The 14,791-nt window shown below is 65.6% G+C and carries 20 protein-coding genes; 16 read left to right on the plus strand and 4 right to left on the minus strand.

Annotated features, from left to right (window positions below; all coding sequences use genetic code 11):
• Positions 1–180 precede the first annotated feature (180 nt).
• The 4 genes from QSJ19_RS01420 (at position 181) to dnaG (ending at position 5,444) form a co-directional block, all read left to right on the plus strand.
• Positions 181–1,569, plus strand: coding sequence for a glycine--tRNA ligase (locus tag QSJ19_RS01420; protein WP_286317916.1), 1,389 nt, complete (start codon positions 181–183; stop codon positions 1,567–1,569).
• 126 nt (positions 1,570–1,695) lie between these two features.
• Positions 1,696–2,166: a cold-shock protein gene (locus tag QSJ19_RS01425; RefSeq protein WP_286318147.1), complete on the plus strand. Its 471-nt coding sequence runs from the start codon at positions 1,696–1,698 to the stop codon at positions 2,164–2,166.
• Positions 2,159–3,460: a deoxyguanosinetriphosphate triphosphohydrolase gene (locus QSJ19_RS01430; RefSeq protein WP_286317917.1), complete on the plus strand. Its 1,302-nt coding sequence runs from the start codon at positions 2,159–2,161 to the stop codon at positions 3,458–3,460. The genes QSJ19_RS01425 and QSJ19_RS01430 overlap by 8 nt, the downstream gene beginning before the upstream one ends.
• Positions 3,461–3,512: 52 nt before the next feature.
• Entirely contained in the window at positions 3,513–5,444 is a 1,932-nt protein-coding gene (dnaG, locus tag QSJ19_RS01435; protein WP_286317918.1) for a DNA primase, read from the plus strand.
• A gap of 12 nt (positions 5,445–5,456) precedes the next feature.
• Here the strand turns inward: dnaG and QSJ19_RS01440 are convergent, their stop codons facing one another.
• The 4 genes from QSJ19_RS01440 to QSJ19_RS01455 all read right to left on the minus strand — a co-directional run bounded on the left by QSJ19_RS01440 (position 5,457) and on the right by QSJ19_RS01455 (position 9,652).
• Entirely contained in the window at positions 5,457–5,624 is a 168-nt protein-coding gene (locus tag QSJ19_RS01440) for a hypothetical protein (protein WP_286317919.1), read from the minus strand.
• Positions 5,625–5,748: 124 nt separating this feature from the next.
• Positions 5,749–7,212 (minus strand): cutinase family protein, encoded by a 1,464-nt coding sequence (locus QSJ19_RS01445; protein WP_286317920.1) that lies wholly within the window; start codon positions 7,210–7,212, stop codon positions 5,749–5,751.
• A 507-nt stretch (positions 7,213–7,719) separates the two neighbouring features.
• Positions 7,720–8,958: a tyrosine-type recombinase/integrase gene (locus QSJ19_RS01450; RefSeq protein WP_286317921.1), complete on the minus strand. Its 1,239-nt coding sequence runs from the start codon at positions 8,956–8,958 to the stop codon at positions 7,720–7,722.
• Positions 8,939–9,652, minus strand: coding sequence for a helix-turn-helix domain-containing protein (locus QSJ19_RS01455; RefSeq protein WP_286317922.1), 714 nt, complete (start codon positions 9,650–9,652; stop codon positions 8,939–8,941). Before QSJ19_RS01455 ends, QSJ19_RS01450 begins: the two co-directional genes overlap by 20 nt.
• A 143-nt stretch (positions 9,653–9,795) precedes the next feature.
• On the opposite strand from QSJ19_RS01455, the gene QSJ19_RS01460 reads away from it, so the two are divergent.
• From QSJ19_RS01460 to QSJ19_RS01510, 12 genes are all read left to right on the plus strand, one after another.
• Entirely contained in the window at positions 9,796–10,017 is a 222-nt protein-coding gene (locus tag QSJ19_RS01460) for a hypothetical protein (RefSeq protein WP_286318170.1), read from the plus strand.
• Positions 10,017–10,229 (plus strand): hypothetical protein, encoded by a 213-nt coding sequence (locus QSJ19_RS01465; protein ID WP_286317923.1) that lies wholly within the window; start codon positions 10,017–10,019, stop codon positions 10,227–10,229. Before QSJ19_RS01460 ends, QSJ19_RS01465 begins: the two co-directional genes overlap by 1 nt.
• A 2-nt stretch (positions 10,230–10,231) precedes the next feature.
• Positions 10,232–10,396 carry a hypothetical protein gene (locus QSJ19_RS01470; RefSeq protein ID WP_286317924.1) on the plus strand — a complete coding sequence of 55 codons (165 nt, stop codon included), beginning with the start codon at positions 10,232–10,234 and terminating at the stop codon, positions 10,394–10,396.
• Between the two features lie 35 nt (positions 10,397–10,431).
• Positions 10,432–10,566, plus strand: a complete 135-nt coding sequence (locus QSJ19_RS01475; RefSeq protein WP_286317925.1) for a hypothetical protein — start codon at positions 10,432–10,434, stop codon at positions 10,564–10,566.
• The gene (locus tag QSJ19_RS01480) at positions 10,563–10,940 is read left to right on the plus strand and encodes a hypothetical protein (RefSeq protein WP_286317926.1); all 378 of its coding nucleotides are present in this window, start codon (positions 10,563–10,565) and stop codon (positions 10,938–10,940) included. The genes QSJ19_RS01475 and QSJ19_RS01480 overlap by 4 nt, the downstream gene beginning before the upstream one ends.
• Positions 10,934–11,251, plus strand: a complete 318-nt coding sequence (locus QSJ19_RS01485; RefSeq protein WP_286317927.1) for a hypothetical protein — start codon at positions 10,934–10,936, stop codon at positions 11,249–11,251. The genes QSJ19_RS01480 and QSJ19_RS01485 overlap by 7 nt, the downstream gene beginning before the upstream one ends.
• Before the next feature lie 98 nt (positions 11,252–11,349).
• Positions 11,350–11,544, plus strand: a complete 195-nt coding sequence (locus tag QSJ19_RS01490; protein WP_286317928.1) for a hypothetical protein — start codon at positions 11,350–11,352, stop codon at positions 11,542–11,544.
• On the plus strand, positions 11,541–11,843 hold the full coding sequence (locus QSJ19_RS01495) for a hypothetical protein (RefSeq protein ID WP_286317929.1): 303 nt from the start codon (positions 11,541–11,543) through the stop codon (positions 11,841–11,843). The genes QSJ19_RS01490 and QSJ19_RS01495 overlap by 4 nt, the downstream gene beginning before the upstream one ends.
• On the plus strand, positions 11,840–12,211 hold the full coding sequence (locus tag QSJ19_RS01500; protein WP_286317930.1) for a hypothetical protein: 372 nt from the start codon (positions 11,840–11,842) through the stop codon (positions 12,209–12,211). Before QSJ19_RS01495 ends, QSJ19_RS01500 begins: the two co-directional genes overlap by 4 nt.
• A gap of 194 nt (positions 12,212–12,405) precedes the next feature.
• Positions 12,406–12,627, plus strand: a complete 222-nt coding sequence (locus QSJ19_RS26720; RefSeq protein ID WP_353507113.1) for a DUF6011 domain-containing protein — start codon at positions 12,406–12,408, stop codon at positions 12,625–12,627.
• On the plus strand, positions 12,624–13,364 hold the full coding sequence (locus QSJ19_RS01505) for a bifunctional DNA primase/polymerase (RefSeq protein WP_286317931.1): 741 nt from the start codon (positions 12,624–12,626) through the stop codon (positions 13,362–13,364). Before QSJ19_RS26720 ends, QSJ19_RS01505 begins: the two co-directional genes overlap by 4 nt.
• Before the next feature lie 44 nt (positions 13,365–13,408).
• Positions 13,409–14,785, plus strand: coding sequence for a hypothetical protein (locus tag QSJ19_RS01510; RefSeq protein WP_286317932.1), 1,377 nt, complete (start codon positions 13,409–13,411; stop codon positions 14,783–14,785).
• Positions 14,786–14,791 lie beyond the last annotated feature (6 nt).

Below are 14,791 nucleotides of genomic sequence, written 5' to 3' on the forward strand. Positions count from 1 at the left end.
GCGGCGTCGAACCCCGATCGGCCGGTGTCGGTGTGTGTGGGTCGGCTGCGATTCCGTCGTCGCACGATGCTGCGGCTACCCTGTAGGGGTTGCCGTGTCCTCAGCTGGACGATCGTCCGCCGACGACACCGTCGACGCCGAACCAGACCTGCCCGCCTACTCGTTGGAGATCAGTTAACCGTGGCCGCCCAGTCCAACCGCGTCGAAGCCGTCGTCAATCTCGCCAAGCGTCGAGGTCTGGTGTTCCCGAGCGGAGAGATCTACGGCGGCACGAGGTCTGCGTGGGACTACGGCCCGCTGGGCGTCGAGGTGAAGGAGAACATCAAGCGCCAATGGTGGCGGTCGATGGTCACCAGCCGCGACGACATCGTCGGACTCGACTCGTCGGTCATCCTGCCGCGACGCGTGTGGGAGGCCTCCGGTCACGTGGAGGTGTTCACCGATCCGCTCGTCGAATCGCTGCACACGCACAAGCGTTACCGTGCGGATCACCTGATCGAGGCGTACGAGATCAAGCACGGCCATCCGCCGGCCAATGGGCTCGCCGACATCAACGACCCGGAGACGGGGCAGCCGGGCAAGTGGACCGAGCCGAGGGCGTTCAGTGGCCTGCTGAAGACGTTCCTCGGACCCGTCGACGACGAAGAGGGCCTGCACTACCTCCGTCCGGAGACCGCGCAGGGCATCTTCGTGAACTTCAAGAACGTGATGACCACGGCTCGTAAGAAGCCGCCGTTCGGTATCGCCCAGATCGGCAAGAGCTTCCGCAACGAGATCACCCCGGGCAACTTCATCTTCCGGACCCGCGAGTTCGAGCAGATGGAGATGGAGTTCTTCGTCAAGCCGGGCGAGGACGAGGAGTGGCACCAGTACTGGATCGACCAGCGTTTCGACTGGTACGTGGACCTGGGGATCGATCCGGAGAACCTGCGCCTGTACGAGCATGCGCAGGACAAGCTGTCGCACTATTCGAAGCGCACGGTCGACGTCGAGTACAAGTTCGGCTTCTCCGGCAACCCGTGGGGCGAGCTCGAGGGCGTCGCGAACCGGACCGACTTCGACCTGTCGACCCACAGCAAACACTCCGGCGAGGATCTCTCGTTCTTCGACCAGGCCTCGGGTGAGCGCTACACGCCGTACGTCATCGAGCCGGCCGCGGGTCTGACTCGGTCGCTGATGGCGTTCCTGTGCGACGCCTACACCGAGGAAGAGGTGCCGAATGCCAAGGGCGGCACCGACACCCGCACGGTCTTGCGGCTTGACCGGCGGCTCGCGCCGGTCAAGGCCGCGGTGCTCCCGCTGTCGCGCAACGAGAAGCTGTCGCCCAAGGCGAAGGATCTCGCGACGGAGCTGCGCAAGCACTGGAACGTGGACTTCGACGACGCGCAGGGGATCGGCAAGCGCTATCGCCGCCAGGACGAGATCGGCACGCCGTTCTGTGTGACCGTCGACTTCGACACCCTCGACGACCAGGCGGTCACCGTCCGTGAGCGCGACACCATGAGCCAGGAGCGGGTCGCCCTCGACAAGGTGGTCGAGTACCTCGGCGGCAAGCTCCTCGGCGCCTGAGGTCGTCGCCCGTAGGTCTTCGCCGCGTCGTGCGACCTGCGGATATCTGTCATAGTTGAGTGTGGAGTTGCCGCGCGCCCGGGCATGGGGTCCGGGGAGGGAGCGGCGAGGAGAGTGAGTGCAGCAGTGTCCGTCAGCGGCAAGGTCGTCCATTACGACGCGAATCGGGGATTCGGGTTCCTCGCACCGGAAGCGGGCGGGGCCGATGTATTCCTGCACATCAACGACATCGACATCGACGAGAACGCGCTCAAGCCGGGCGCCAAGGTCGAGTTCGACATCGAGGAGACCGACCGGGGCACCAAGGCGGTCAACGTCGCGGTCACCGAGGCCGCACCGGCCGACGAGTCCGGCGGCGGTTTCCGCGGGCATCGACGCGACAATCACGATCACGGTCGTTCGCACGATCGAGACCGCGATCGCGATCGGTCCCGACGCCCGCGTGGCGGCGGCGGGTCGCTCGACGCGGCGTCGTTCACCGAGGAGCTCACCGAGCTGCTGCTCGACTCCGCCGACGACCTGACGGCGGCCCAGATCGTGGCGATCCGCCAGCGTGTCACCGACTTCGCGGTCGGCCGGGGTTGGGTGCTTGACTAGCACCACCGGTGTGCCCGCCATCCCGCCGACGGCCGACTATCGCGACGAGGCCGTCGAACGGATCGTGCCGGAGGCGCCCAAAGTGGCGAGCCTGCCCGGTACCCGCACCGACCATCGCAGCGATTTCGCGCGCGACCGGGCCCGTGTCCTGCATTCGGCGGCGTTGCGTCGGCTGGCGGACAAGACGCAGGTCGTCGGGCCGCGGGAGGGCGACACCCCGCGAACCCGACTGACCCACTCCCTCGAGGTGGGGCAGATCGGTCGCGGAATCGCGATCGGACTCGGATGCGAACCCGACCTGGTGGAACTCGCCGGTCTGGCCCACGACATCGGCCATCCGCCCTACGGGCACAACGGTGAGCGGGCGCTCGACGAGGTCGCCGCCGAGATCGGCGGGTTCGAGGGCAACGCCCAGAATCTGCGCATCCTGACCCGGCTCGAGCCGAAACTCCTCGACGCGGCCGGTCGCAGCGCGGGTCTGAATCTCACCCGTGCGTCGCTCGACTCCACCCTCAAGTACCCGTGGGCCCGATCGGGCCCGGGCACCAAGTTCGGGGCCTACGACGACGACGCGGCGGCCCTCGCGTGGATTCGCCAGGATGCCCCGGGTATCCGGCAGTGCCTCGAGGCGCAGGTCATGGACTGGTCCGACGACGTCGCCTATTCGGTGCACGACCTCGAGGACGGGGTGATCGCCGATCGCATCGATCTGCGGACTCTCGGTGATCCCACCGACCAGCGCGCCCTCGCCGACATCGGCGTCCGCGAGTTCGACGGACTCGAGGCGGGCGCGCTGATCGATGCCGCCCAACGGCTTTCGCGGATGGAGATCGTCAACGCCGCAGGCGGATACGACGGCAGCCTGGACAGCGCGGTCGCGCTCAAGCGCCTGACGAGCGAGCTCATCGGTCGATTCGCGTCGGCCGCGATCACCGGCACACGCGCGATCGTCGGCGACCGGTCGGTGGCCCGCTACGACGCCGAGTTGACCGTCTCCCCGCTCGTGGCCGCCGAGGTCGCGATCCTCAAGACCTTGGCGCTGCGGTTCATCTTCTCCAACGAGCGGCACAAGGCGTCCCAGCACCGTCAGCGTGAGCGAATCCACCGGGTCGCGGTTTGGCTGACCGCTGCGGCGCCGGGTGGACTCGACCCGATCTTCGTGCCGCTGTGGCAGGAGGCGGCCGACGACGATGCGCGCCTGCGGGTGATCGTCGACCAGATCGCCTCAATGACCGAAGGTCGACTCGAACGCACCGATCGCCAGAACTCGGGAGCTCAGGCCCACCTGGGATGAGCCGCGGACGTGCCGTGCCTACGCACGCCCGGTGATCACTACACTGGTCCGCGTGCCAGGCCGAATCCCCGATCGCGACATCACGGCTATCCGTGAGCAGACTCGGATCGAGGAGATCGTCGGCGACTACGTCGCGTTGCGTCGTGCGGGCGCGGACAGTCTCAAGGGTCTGTGCCCCTTCCACGACGAGAAGTCGCCGTCTTTCCACGTACGTCCGAATCACGGTCACTTTCACTGCTTCGGTTGCGGCGAGGGCGGTGACGTCTACAGCTTCCTGCAGAAGCAGGAACACATCAGTTTCGTCGAGGCCGTCCAGCAGCTCGCCGACCGGCTCGGCTACCAGATCCACTACGAGGGCGGCGGAACCGCGATCGTCCGCGATCGCGGCACCCGCGCTCGGCTCGTCGCGGCGAACGCCGCCGCACAGAAGTTCTATGCGCAGCAGCTGCAGTCGCCCGAGGCGCAGAAGGCCCGCGACTACCTGACCGAGCGGAACTTCGATTCCGCGACCGCGGTCACCTTCGGCTGTGGCTATGCCCCGGCCGGCTGGGACACCATGACCAAGACGCTCCTCTCCCAGGGCTTCGAGTTCAGCGAGCTCGAGGCGGCCGGCCTCTCGCGCGAGGGCCGCAAGGGGCCGATGGACCGTTTCCATCGGCGGCTGCTGTGGCCGATTCGCAATCTCGGCGGCGACATCATCGGCTTCGGTGCGCGCAAACTGTTCGACGACGACAACCTCGGCAAGTACATGAACACGCCGGAGACCATGCTGTACAAGAAGTCCCAGGTGCTGTTCGGTCTCGATCACGCGAAGAAGAACATCGCCAAGGGTCATCAGGTGGTGATCGTCGAAGGCTACACCGACGTGATGGCGATGCACCTGGCCGGTGTGACGACGGCCGTCGCGTCCTGTGGCACCGCCTTCGGCGAGGATCATCTCGCGCTGCTGCGCCGGTTGATGATGGACGACTCCTATTTCCGGGGCGAGGTCATCTACACCTTCGACGGGGACGACGCCGGGAAAGCGGCGGCACTCAAGGCTTTCGAGGGCGAGCAGAGCATCGCCGGGCAGACCTTTGTGGCGATCGCCCCCGACGGGATGGATCCGTGTGAACTCCGGCAGGCCAGCGGTGACGGGGCGGTCCGTGATCTGATCGCCCGACGCGTCCCGATGTTCGAGTTCGCGATCAAGGCACTGCTCTCCGATCACGACCTCGACACCGCCGAGGGCCGGGTGCACGCGTTGCGTGACACGGTGCCGGTGGTGGCGCGCATCAAGGACATCGCGCTGCGCGACGAGTACGCGCGCCAGCTCGCCGGCTGGGTCGGTTGGGAGGACGTCGCGCAGGTGCTGGGACGGGTGCGTGAGGAAGGTGCGCGGCACGCCAGGACGAACGGGTCGTCGGGACCGGCGCGTGGCCGCGGAGAGCGCGTCACCTCGATGCGGCGTCAGCGGCCGGAGGCGACGTCCGCACCGCCGACCGCGCGACCGCTTCCTGCGGATCCGCGGTTGTGGCCGCAGCGTGAGGCACTGAAGGCCGCGTTGCAGTATCCCGCGATCGCCGGCACGGTGTTCGATTCGCTGCCGGTGGAATGCTTCACCGAGTCGGCGTACGCCGCCATCCGGACCGCGATGTCCGCCCTCGGTGGCACGTCCACCGGCATGGGGGGAGCGGAATGGGTCGATGCCGTGCACAACGCCGTCGACGACCCGGTCCTCGGGCCACTGGTGACCGAGCTCGCCGTCGAGTCGCTGCCGGTGGCGGAGAACAACATCTCCCGCTACATCTCGAGCGTCCTGGCACGTCTGCAGGAGGTGTGGGTCGGTGCGCAGATCGCCGACATCAAGTCCCGGCTGCGTCGGATGGCTCCCGGCGAGGACCCGGACGGATACAACGCGGTCTTCGGCGATCTCGTCGCTCTCGAGGCCTACCGTCGCAGTCTGCTCGAGCAGGCGGTCGACCCGGACGTCGACGCGGGCTGACGGCGATCGTCGTCAGGCAGCCGTCGGGTGCCCTCTGCCCGGGCGCAGCTCCTCCGGGAACAGTGGCCGGTGTGGATCGTCGGCGTTGTAGACGCATCCGCCGGCATAGGTGTGTGCCCCCTCGCAACGATCCGGCACCGGCTTCGGCCTGCCCCAGATGTGGCTCCCCATCCCCGTCATGTCGGCCTCCCTCGACGCTGGCGCTGATACACAGCAGTATGCGGGGTACCCGTCGAACGGTCAGGTCGGCGCGTAGATGTCACCCGGTCGCCACGGCCGTGAGCGCGATCACAGTTTGGCCGGGTCAGTCTGCCTGGGAGATGGTTGTGGACAACCAGTCGCCCAGCCAGTCGAGCGCGTTGCGGCCCTGACCGTCGACGATGAGGGAGCCGTATCGCACGTGACTCTCGGACCTGTAGAACTGGGCGGCGCGGAGGCCGTCGGTGACGATTGTCCGCGGGTCGGTGATCGCGTACCTCGCCATGATCGAGGTGGCGCTCGTCGCGAGTCCCGCCACGTCGGGGGCCACGATCTCGATGCCGTTTCCGGTCCGCGCCGACGCGGTCACGAGACCTGCGCTCATCGAGGCGAGTTCGCGTCCGATCTCGGTGAGCTCGGCGGGCGTGGTGGTCGTCGTGGGCAGGGTCTTCGCCCCGGCGCGCCCCGCGACCGATCCGGTTGCGGTCCAGGTGAGTTCCTGGATCTTCCCCACGAGATCGGCTGCGCGCTCGATGTCGACGTGTGCGAGTGCGGCGGCCAGCAGCGACAGCGCCCGTGTCAGCCCGGTCTTGTCCGGGATGAGGGCGAGGGTGGTCGAGACCTCGGTGAAGTCGACGGACGCGGCGAGTGTGACCAGCGGGCGGAGGTCGGCATTCACGGTGGAGGACACCGTGTGTGCGCGAGCGAGATCCCCGGCAGCCAGCAGCGTGGGCAGAGACGCGAACCCGTCGATGATGCGCGGGAACGGGATGGACGTGAGGATCGACACCGCGTTCGCGGCCTCGCGCACCGCACCGATCGCCTGTTCCGGCGCCTTGCTCAGCGCGGTGCCCAGCGTGCCGAGGAAGGGATTGCGGTCCTTGTCGATCGAGCAATACAGATCGTCGGTGGCACAGATCGACGACACCTTGCCGAGGAGGCTGCCCATGCCGAGCGGGCGGGGATCGGCGATCCCGACTCCGTCGGCCGCGGGACCGATGACCGTCTCACCCGGCGTGCCCGCCCGCGGATCCGCGAGCAGCGCGACGCCGAGCACCTTGTCGGCGGCGATCGGCCCGAGGTGGTTGCCGATGGCCGCCGCCAGGTCGCCGGCCGCATCGGCGCCCTGGCTGTAGCCGGAGATGGTGAACTTCGCGTCCGGGAACCGCTCGGCGTGGTCCCGCAGAACCCGGGCCGCGTTGTCGAGCGCGGTCGCCTTGCTCGAGCCGTAGCTCTCGCCGTTGTCGAAGGCGCGAGCGACGTAGGGGAGGAAGTAGATGGTCGCGGCCGAACCGTGATCCCGACGGATACGGTCGGCGATCGGTTTCAGCGCGCCGATGGCGCGGAACGGATTCGCCGACGCGTCTGTCTCCCACGTCCCGGGGATGAACAGATTGAAGGTGCGGCCGGCATCGGTGTCAGTCGGGGCGGCGCCGGCGGTCGCCGGGGTGGCGGCCGCTGCGACGGCCGCACCGGCCACGACGGCACATGCCACGAGGCGCCGGATCGTGGTGGCATGGGAATGACTGGGGGAGGAGAAGTTTCGGACCGGCAACCGTGATTCTGTCATCGTTGCTTCCGCGAGCAGGGGAGGGAGGGCAAGAGAGGAATGCGGCCGAGATGGTTTGCGGGTGTGACGAACGAGATGATTATGGCGAAGAATACCCCCGCGCTGTTCGACGACACGGTGAATTCATCTCTTCGGTGCACAGTCACTGCCGATTGCCGCGGATGCAATTGCGTTGCAACGTTTTTGAGTGTTGCGCAGCGCGACTGGAGGGGCGGATGTGGCCGATGTGGCGGGTGGGGACACGGCATGTGCAACCGGCGTTGAGCGAACGGCACTGCGCCGCTGCTCCTTTGGCGACCGGACCGGAGATGCCTCATCAGCTCTGCGAAGGGTCCTCGCGCGCAAAGCGTTTCACGATCGCGGATCCGGGTTGAACCAACCGCTTGTCGCGGTCGAGTCATCGAGCGCGCGGTGGGGCGGGTGGGGCTCGAACCCACGACCAGCGGATTCTAGAACACGCGTTCGAGTAGATTCGTCTGAGTCTGGAATATGCTGAGCTAGAACGACTCAGCGTTCAGATGCGTCCGTCTTCGTTTGTCCCGATGTGGGTCGATTCCTCTTATTTTCGTCGGATAACCGTCGGGTCACCACGGCCTCGATCGCTTGCGCCGCTTCGCTGTGCACGCCGTTACGACGCCAGTACACGTCCGCGGTCATGCTCGCCCTTGTGTGCCCGAGCTGGTCGGCGCCGACCCGAGCGGACAGACCGGCCTCGTCGATCACTGTCGCCGCCGTGCGTCGCCAGGAGTGCGACGAGACGCCCGTCAACCCGAACCGGTCACGAACCTGCCGCCACTGCTTCGAGCAATTGTTGACGTCGCGTAGCCCGCCCGTCGTCGACGGGAACACCCACGTGTCGGAGGCGGCAGTCTCGCGTCTGTGCTTGAGTGCTGCGACCAAGAATGGCGGTAAGGCGACCGTGCGTGAGGGTGCGTGATTCTTCAGGCCCTCCTGCCGAATGAGTCCGACGCCGGTCACTCGCATGACCCGGCCGGCGAACGTCACCTCGGCGGCGTCGAGGTCGACGTCCGTCCAGCGGACGCCCAGTGTCTCGGAGATGCGCGCGCCGGTGCCCATGAGGAACAGGACTAGGTCTCGCAGGTCTGTTCGCCGGCAGTAGCCGCTGGTCGTCACTCGCTTGTACGCCCGGATCATGGCGTCCTGGTCGACGGCGGGTGCACCTTTCGCGGGTGTCCGCCGCTTCTGGCGGCCCAGCTGCAGCACGGGGTTGGCGTCGATTGCCCCGGCCAGAACGCAGTCGGTGAAGACGGCTTTGAGCAGTCCTCGTGTGTGACGGGCTCGGGTGTCCCCATGGTCGCGTTGGATGCCGCGCAGGATCTCTGAGAGCAGTCCGGGAGTCGCCTCGTGGACGCGGATGCCGACGAACCGTTTGCGAACTGCCTTGATGGTGTCGCTGTAGGTCTCGATGCTCTTGGGTGAGAGTTCGGCTTCGTCGCGCAGTCGGTCGAGGTGCCGTGCCAGGAGTTCGGCGACGACCGACATGCTCGTGATCTCGCCGGCACCTGGTGGCCGACGAGAGTCCAGGGCATCGAGGAGCGTCTTCTCGGCGACAGCACCGTATTGGTCTTTCGTTCCGGGCGGCGTTCGTCGTTCGACTACGCGGGTGACGCCGTCGGTGTCTCGGTATCGGCATCGAGCAACCCAGGAGTTGCCGCCCAGATCGCTGCGCGTGATCCGCCCATGCTGACCAATCCGGAGGGCGGGTCTACCGGGCGGCATCGTCATCGCCCTTTAGGAGGGAGCCTCGTATTTCTTCTGCGACGCGACGCGCGCGCTCGACCGAGGCTTTCGATACCGCTCGGGATGCTTCGCGAATCGGCTCCTGAATCTGTTCGGGGTACAAGTATGGCTCGATGGTCTCTCCGCGTCGTACTGCTCGGACGACGACATCCACTAGGTTCTTTTGCGCGAGGTTGGCGAGCCTGATGGCGGTGTCAACCTCAAGGCCCTCGCTATGTTTGGCGGCAAGAGCATCGACGCGGAACCCGGCTATGGACCACTCGGCTAGCGCCTCTTGAATCTTTCGCGCTGATCCCACTCGCGTTGTGTCAGCGACTTCGTGCTGGTCGAACGACGCACTTCCGTCCGGCTCGTCTACCAGGGCTAGCTCTCCTGAGAACCATTGTGCGGCAGTAAAGGCACGCTCGACATGGCCAGGCCAAGCCTCGGCGAATCCGTCGGGAAGGTTGGGGTAGATCAGTTCGAGCGGCGGCACCCGCAACGCCCGTGCCAGCACGATGAGTTCTGTAACCGTCGGCTCGCGTTCGCCCTCTTCCATCTTGCCGATGGCTACGCGATGGATTCTGTGTCCGACCTCTTCTGTTAGGGCGGATAGCTTTACGGCGCTGAGGGACTGGGCTTCGCGTGTCGCTCGGATCGCCGCCCCCATTGCCAGGGCCAGGGGGGTGGTGTCGTCCATGGCGACATCTTTTCACAAATCCTGGTGCGTCTCATTGCAGGTTGCAGAGAACGCGTGCTAGCGTCGAAGTTGGCGACAGTATCAGAGAGTTCTGGTTCGGGTCGCGACAACAATCAAACCCCACAGCAAAGGACGACCTTCTTATGTTCACGGTCGATACCCCGGTGACACACCAACCGGCGCACGTTCCGAACTTGAATGACTGGAAAGAGACTGGCAGCAAAATCCGCGCGTCGCGGTCCACGGTTTTCAGCCTGTGGCATTCCGGCGTTCTCGGCTCGCTCAAGGTGGGCAAGCGGCGGTTCAGCACCGATCAGCAGATCGCGGAGTTCATCGATCGTCAGTCCATGGGTGGAGCCGCATGATGTCGGCAACCGACTGGCCGACCCAGGACGTCGACCTAGAGACCTTCCAGTCGCTCGACGCTCCGACCCGGAGCCTGATCCTCCGGATGCTCGATGATCCAACGGACAGTGACCACCAGGCGCTCACAGATCACCCCAACAGCAAGATGCTCGCCACCTGGCTTCTCCAGCTACCCCCGTACCAGAGCGCGTACGACGAGGAGGAGGACTGATCGTGCCCGACTACGACGGCATTCGTCGCAACGAAGACCTCGGCCTGGGATTCCCTCCGGCCGATCACACCGAAGATCTCGTCGGTGTAAATGAAAACGCCCCGGTCGGTGCTACCAACACCGCCGAGGCTCAAGTTCAACCCGCTACCAAACTGGAGAACTACTGATGCAATCTACACAATCCATCCGACAAATCGAAGAGGTGCAGGTCACACTGCTGGCCGAGGTGCTCGCCGCTGTGCAACCCAGCAGCGTGGATGACCTGCTCGACCTGGCTGCCCTTGTTGGTGATGTCGAGGCTGGGCGTCTCACCGTGCAGACGGCGGTGACGGCATGACGTATGGCTGGCAGTTCACCGAGTTCGCAGCGAAGACCAATCAGCTCGCACCGTTGCCGCTGCGGGCCAATTCCGACACCCACGAGTTCGTCAGTCACGCCGAAACAGGGTGGATCGACGGCATCCGTTTCGAGGAGGAGCCGGCCAGAGACCTGACCATCCGCTTCGACCGATTCGCCAACAACGATCCAGGGTGCCTCCCGATCATCGACTACGTGATCGGACTGTGCCCAGACCGTAGGACGACCCCGATCGAGTTCTCACCGTCGGCGGCGATCGACGTCGGGCGGTTCCTGATCCAGGCGGGCACTGCCGCGCTGCGGGACCTCGCTGCGAATAGTGAGTTCCTCGCCGAGGGGGACGGATCATGCTGACCAACCTGATCACCGATCCTGTCCCGACGTCGACGGAGGTTGCCGGTGGCCTCAAGGCCGACGACAGCGAGTGGACGACCGTCGCCCGATTCGCATCCGGCTCTGCTGAGAGCACGGTTGTCCGGTTCGACTATCTAGACGTCGACGGCTCCCTCGACACTGCGTATCAGGTCGATTGCGACTGGCTCAACGAGACTGCCGGCGGCTGCGAGTTCACTTTGTTCCAGCAAAACTGGCCTGCCCTGGCGGACATGGCGGCGGTCCTCACTGCCGTCCACGAGTTCATCGCAAGTGGGGAGGTCGGCCGATGAGCGATACCTGTGTTTTTGCCTGGTGCGATGCGACATGTGATGGCCACATAGACCACACCCACTCCGTGGAGTACCTGGCGGCCTCACACTCTGCTCCGTTGTCCATCGAAATAGGTGTCGGAGTCACCGTTGACGACGAGGGTCCGAGCGTGTTCGTGTCCATCCTCGACTTCGCCGGCAGGTATGACAGCGACGCTTACATGACCGCGGACGAGGCAGACACCCTCGCCGAACAACTCCGCGTCGCCATCACGCGCTGTCGCGAATCTTCCGGTTTGGCGGTGGTTCGATGACTGAGGAGCAGTTCGAGGAGGTCTCGCGGACCTGCGAAATCTATACCGGCAGACCGTGGGACGGCACCATCGAGCAGCTGTACGCGTCGCAGGCTCGGCAAGTCGAAATCCACGACATCCTGCAAGCGCACGTCGACTGGCTGTCCGACATCAAGGCGCGGGTCGAGGAGTCTGGGCAGCGCTGGAACACGGTCTCGTGCCGGTCGCGGTCGCGGCGGGATGGTGACCTCGGCGCACCACCGGAATGGATCGGTGAACTGTCGGAACGGCTCACGCCGGAATGGATGTTGAACCGGTGACGGGCCGTGACCTCGACCCGAGTACAGCGTTCGTCAAACGCGAACCCGATGGCGAGTACTACCTCAATCACGCCGCCACGGCCCTGCTCATGGGGGTCGATCCGTCGGTGCTGATGCAGTACTACCGCGATGCGGGTGCCGGTCAGGCGATCTACGCGCTGCCGGACACACTGCGGCAGGCCGGTATCCGCCGTTCGAAGGAGTTCGCGGCGATGACCGACTCAGCCGAACCGGACATGGGTGACGCGTTGATCTACTACGCCAGGCAAGACGGAGTCGAGTTGGTGTTCGAAGACATGACGGGTGAGCGGATCACGCTGTGCGCTAAGCCGTTCTGGCGTCGTGACGGGGGTGATGCCCGAATCTGAACGTGTCCTTTTGGGTGGCACGAGCAACTGCTCGTGGTGCGGCTCCTGGTCAATCTCTTTCCGCTGAACCCAGCGGCGGTGGCCCCGAATGATCTCGGGGCCACCGCCTGAAAGGACTCTCCGTGTCTACGACACATCCTACCGATACCCCGGACAGGTATCCCGAAAATTACGTCGACCCTGCCGACAAGCTGATGCTCGCCGCGTTGCGGGCCGGTACCTACATCCTCGCGGTCCGTTGCCGGTCGTGCGGTGCGCCGCTGACGAACCGAGAGTCGAAGGCTCTCGGCATCGGCCCCGACTGTCGCCGCAAGGCGGTCGCTATTGGAGATTCCTCCGATATGGCGGGAGGGTCACCCACACCCACCTTTTCGTCGGCGCCGACGAAAAGGTCTGCGAATGAGGGGGCGGCATGACCGACCTCGCAACCGCCGCAATCGACTACGCCACCCGAGGATTGCCAATCTTCCCGCTCGTTCCGCGGACGAAGCGCCCAGCAACTGCTCATGGCAAGGACGACGCAACTGCCGACGTCGACCAAGTGGACCAGTGGTGGCGCGACAATCCGAACGCCAACATCGGACTGAGGCCGCCGACGGGCTTTGTGGTCATCGACGTCGACCCTCGGGCCGGCGGCTCCCTCGATCACCTCGGGTCAGTCCCGCCAACCCGTATCGCCGCTACCGGCGGACACGGCCACCACATCTGGCTCCGCCACAGCTGCGAACGCGTCCGCGGAAGGCTCGCTGGCGCTCCCGGCATCGATTTGAAGACTGATACCGGATACGTCGTGGTACCGCCGTCGGTGCACCCGAACGGCAACCAGTACCGCTGGGTCAGCGAGTATCCGGTGGCTTGGCTTCCTGAGCATCTTACCGAGCGGGTGTCGGCTGCCGTCTACAAGACACCATCTGTTCCGACTGGTGCACATGGTCGGTCGGCGGATCGTTTCGTCGGGCTCGTCCAGACCGTTTCAACCGCAGCCGAAGGCAATCGCAACCATCTACTTTTTTGGGCTTGCTGTAGGGCGATTGAGGGTGGCGCCGACCCGGCCGTGTTCGTCGACCTCGTGCACGCCGCGGTGAAGGTCGGCCTGGCAGAAGCCGAGGCGCAACGGACGGTGCAGTCGGCGATGCGGAGGGCAGCAGCGTGACTGAAGCAGAGGACTTTTGGGAGTCACGGCCGATCCTGACCCACGTGCGCGACTTCGCCCGGGCCCGCCTGGTCGGGCAATGGTCGACCCTCGGCGTGCTGATGGCCCGTGCTGTCGCATACACACCGCCCGAGGTTGTCCTGCCGCCAACGGTTGGTGACGTTGCCAGTCTCAACATGATTGTCGCGCTGACTGGTTCATCGGCGGCCGGCAAGGGTACATCGGAGGCAGCTGCACGCGCTTGTACGAATCTGCCGCTGATCGACGAGTTGCCGATCGGTTCGGGTGAGGGCATCGCCCGCACTTTCGCGGCACCGCCGAAGCCGAAGGATGAGGACAAGCCCGCGCCGGAGGCGATCACTAAGGCCATCTTCACCGCCTCCGAGATCGACACCGTCGCCGCGATCGGTGCACGGCAGGGCTCGACACTGCTGCCGACGTTGCGGCAGGTGTATTCCGGGGAGACGTTGGGCAGCGCCAATAGTCAGGCTCACACCCGTGTCATCGTGCCCGCCCATTCGTATCGGGCGTGCGTGATCGTGGGGGTTCAGTACGAGCGGGCCAGGGTGCTGGTCAACGACACAGCGGGCACTCGGCAGCGGATGCTGTGGCTGCCGACAGCAGACCGCAACGCACCAGATGTGGATCTCCCTGTGCCGGACCGGTGGAACATCCCGCGCTATCTCCTAGCCGTGGGCGGTCAGCGGGTGCTGTCGTTGCCGCGGGAAGCGGTCGACGAGATCAAGGCGCATCGGCGGTCAATTCTGCGTGAGGACCCTGACGTTGACCACACTGACGGACACCGGATGCTCACTCGGGAGAAGGTCGCTGCCGCGCTGATGCTGCTCGACGGACGGTGCTCGGAGATCACGGTTGAGGACTGGGAGTTGGCGGGGATCGTGATGCGCGTCTCCGACGCGACCCGCGCGCGCATCGAACGAACACTCTCGGAGGAGCGGCAGAGGGTCAACCGGGCGAAGGCGCACGAGACGGCCGAGCGTGAGGAGACGGTTGAGAAGCGTCGCCTGGACACAGTTAAACGACGCATCCTCGCGGTCATCTCCGAGGAGTCAATGGCGCGGGGAAAGCTTCGGGCGGCGCTCGGTCGACGTGAGTATCGAGACCTTTTTGAGCAAGCGGTTCTCGAGCTGGAGGCGTCGGGATCGATGGTCGCCGAGGCTGATGGAAACACGACCCGCTACCGGATTTCCGAAGAGGGGGTGGGGTTGAACATTGAACAGTCTGTTCAACCCTCGAAACTGCAGGTCAGAGGGGATGAACACGGGTTGAACATTGAACAGTTGCCCACTTACCTCGAAGGGCAGCGACCTGGGAAAACGCAGTCGGGGGCGCGTGGGTACTCCGGGCGGCGACCCGGTAACCGAAACCGCCGCAGCAACGACGACGGGGGTGCAGCATGACGCGCG

Source organism: Gordonia sp. ABSL11-1, from assembly GCF_030315685.1.
Taxonomy (GTDB): Bacteria; Actinomycetota; Actinomycetes; order Mycobacteriales; family Mycobacteriaceae; genus Gordonia.

Coding starts and splice junctions, on each gene's coding strand:
- QSJ19_RS01440 (WP_286317919.1), bottom strand. CDS start 5,624: ATGACGGGGATGGGGAGCCACATCTGGGGCAGGCCGAAGCCGGTGCCG.
- QSJ19_RS01445 (WP_286317920.1), bottom strand. CDS start 7,212: ATGACAGAATCACGGTTGCCGGTCCGAAACTTCTCCTCCCCCAGTCAT.
- QSJ19_RS01450 (WP_286317921.1), bottom strand. CDS start 8,958: ATGACGATGCCGCCCGGTAGACCCGCCCTCCGGATTGGTCAGCATGGG.
- QSJ19_RS01455 (WP_286317922.1), bottom strand. CDS start 9,652: ATGGACGACACCACCCCCCTGGCCCTGGCAATGGGGGCGGCGATCCGA.
- QSJ19_RS01460 (WP_286318170.1), top strand. CDS start 9,796: ATGTTCACGGTCGATACCCCGGTGACACACCAACCGGCGCACGTTCCG.
- QSJ19_RS01465 (WP_286317923.1), top strand. CDS start 10,017: ATGTCGGCAACCGACTGGCCGACCCAGGACGTCGACCTAGAGACCTTC.
- QSJ19_RS01480 (WP_286317926.1), top strand. CDS start 10,563: ATGACGTATGGCTGGCAGTTCACCGAGTTCGCAGCGAAGACCAATCAG.
- QSJ19_RS01485 (WP_286317927.1), top strand. CDS start 10,934: ATGCTGACCAACCTGATCACCGATCCTGTCCCGACGTCGACGGAGGTT.
- QSJ19_RS01495 (WP_286317929.1), top strand. CDS start 11,541: ATGACTGAGGAGCAGTTCGAGGAGGTCTCGCGGACCTGCGAAATCTAT.
- QSJ19_RS26720 (WP_353507113.1), top strand. CDS start 12,406: ATGCTCGCCGCGTTGCGGGCCGGTACCTACATCCTCGCGGTCCGTTGC.
- QSJ19_RS01505 (WP_286317931.1), top strand. CDS start 12,624: ATGACCGACCTCGCAACCGCCGCAATCGACTACGCCACCCGAGGATTG.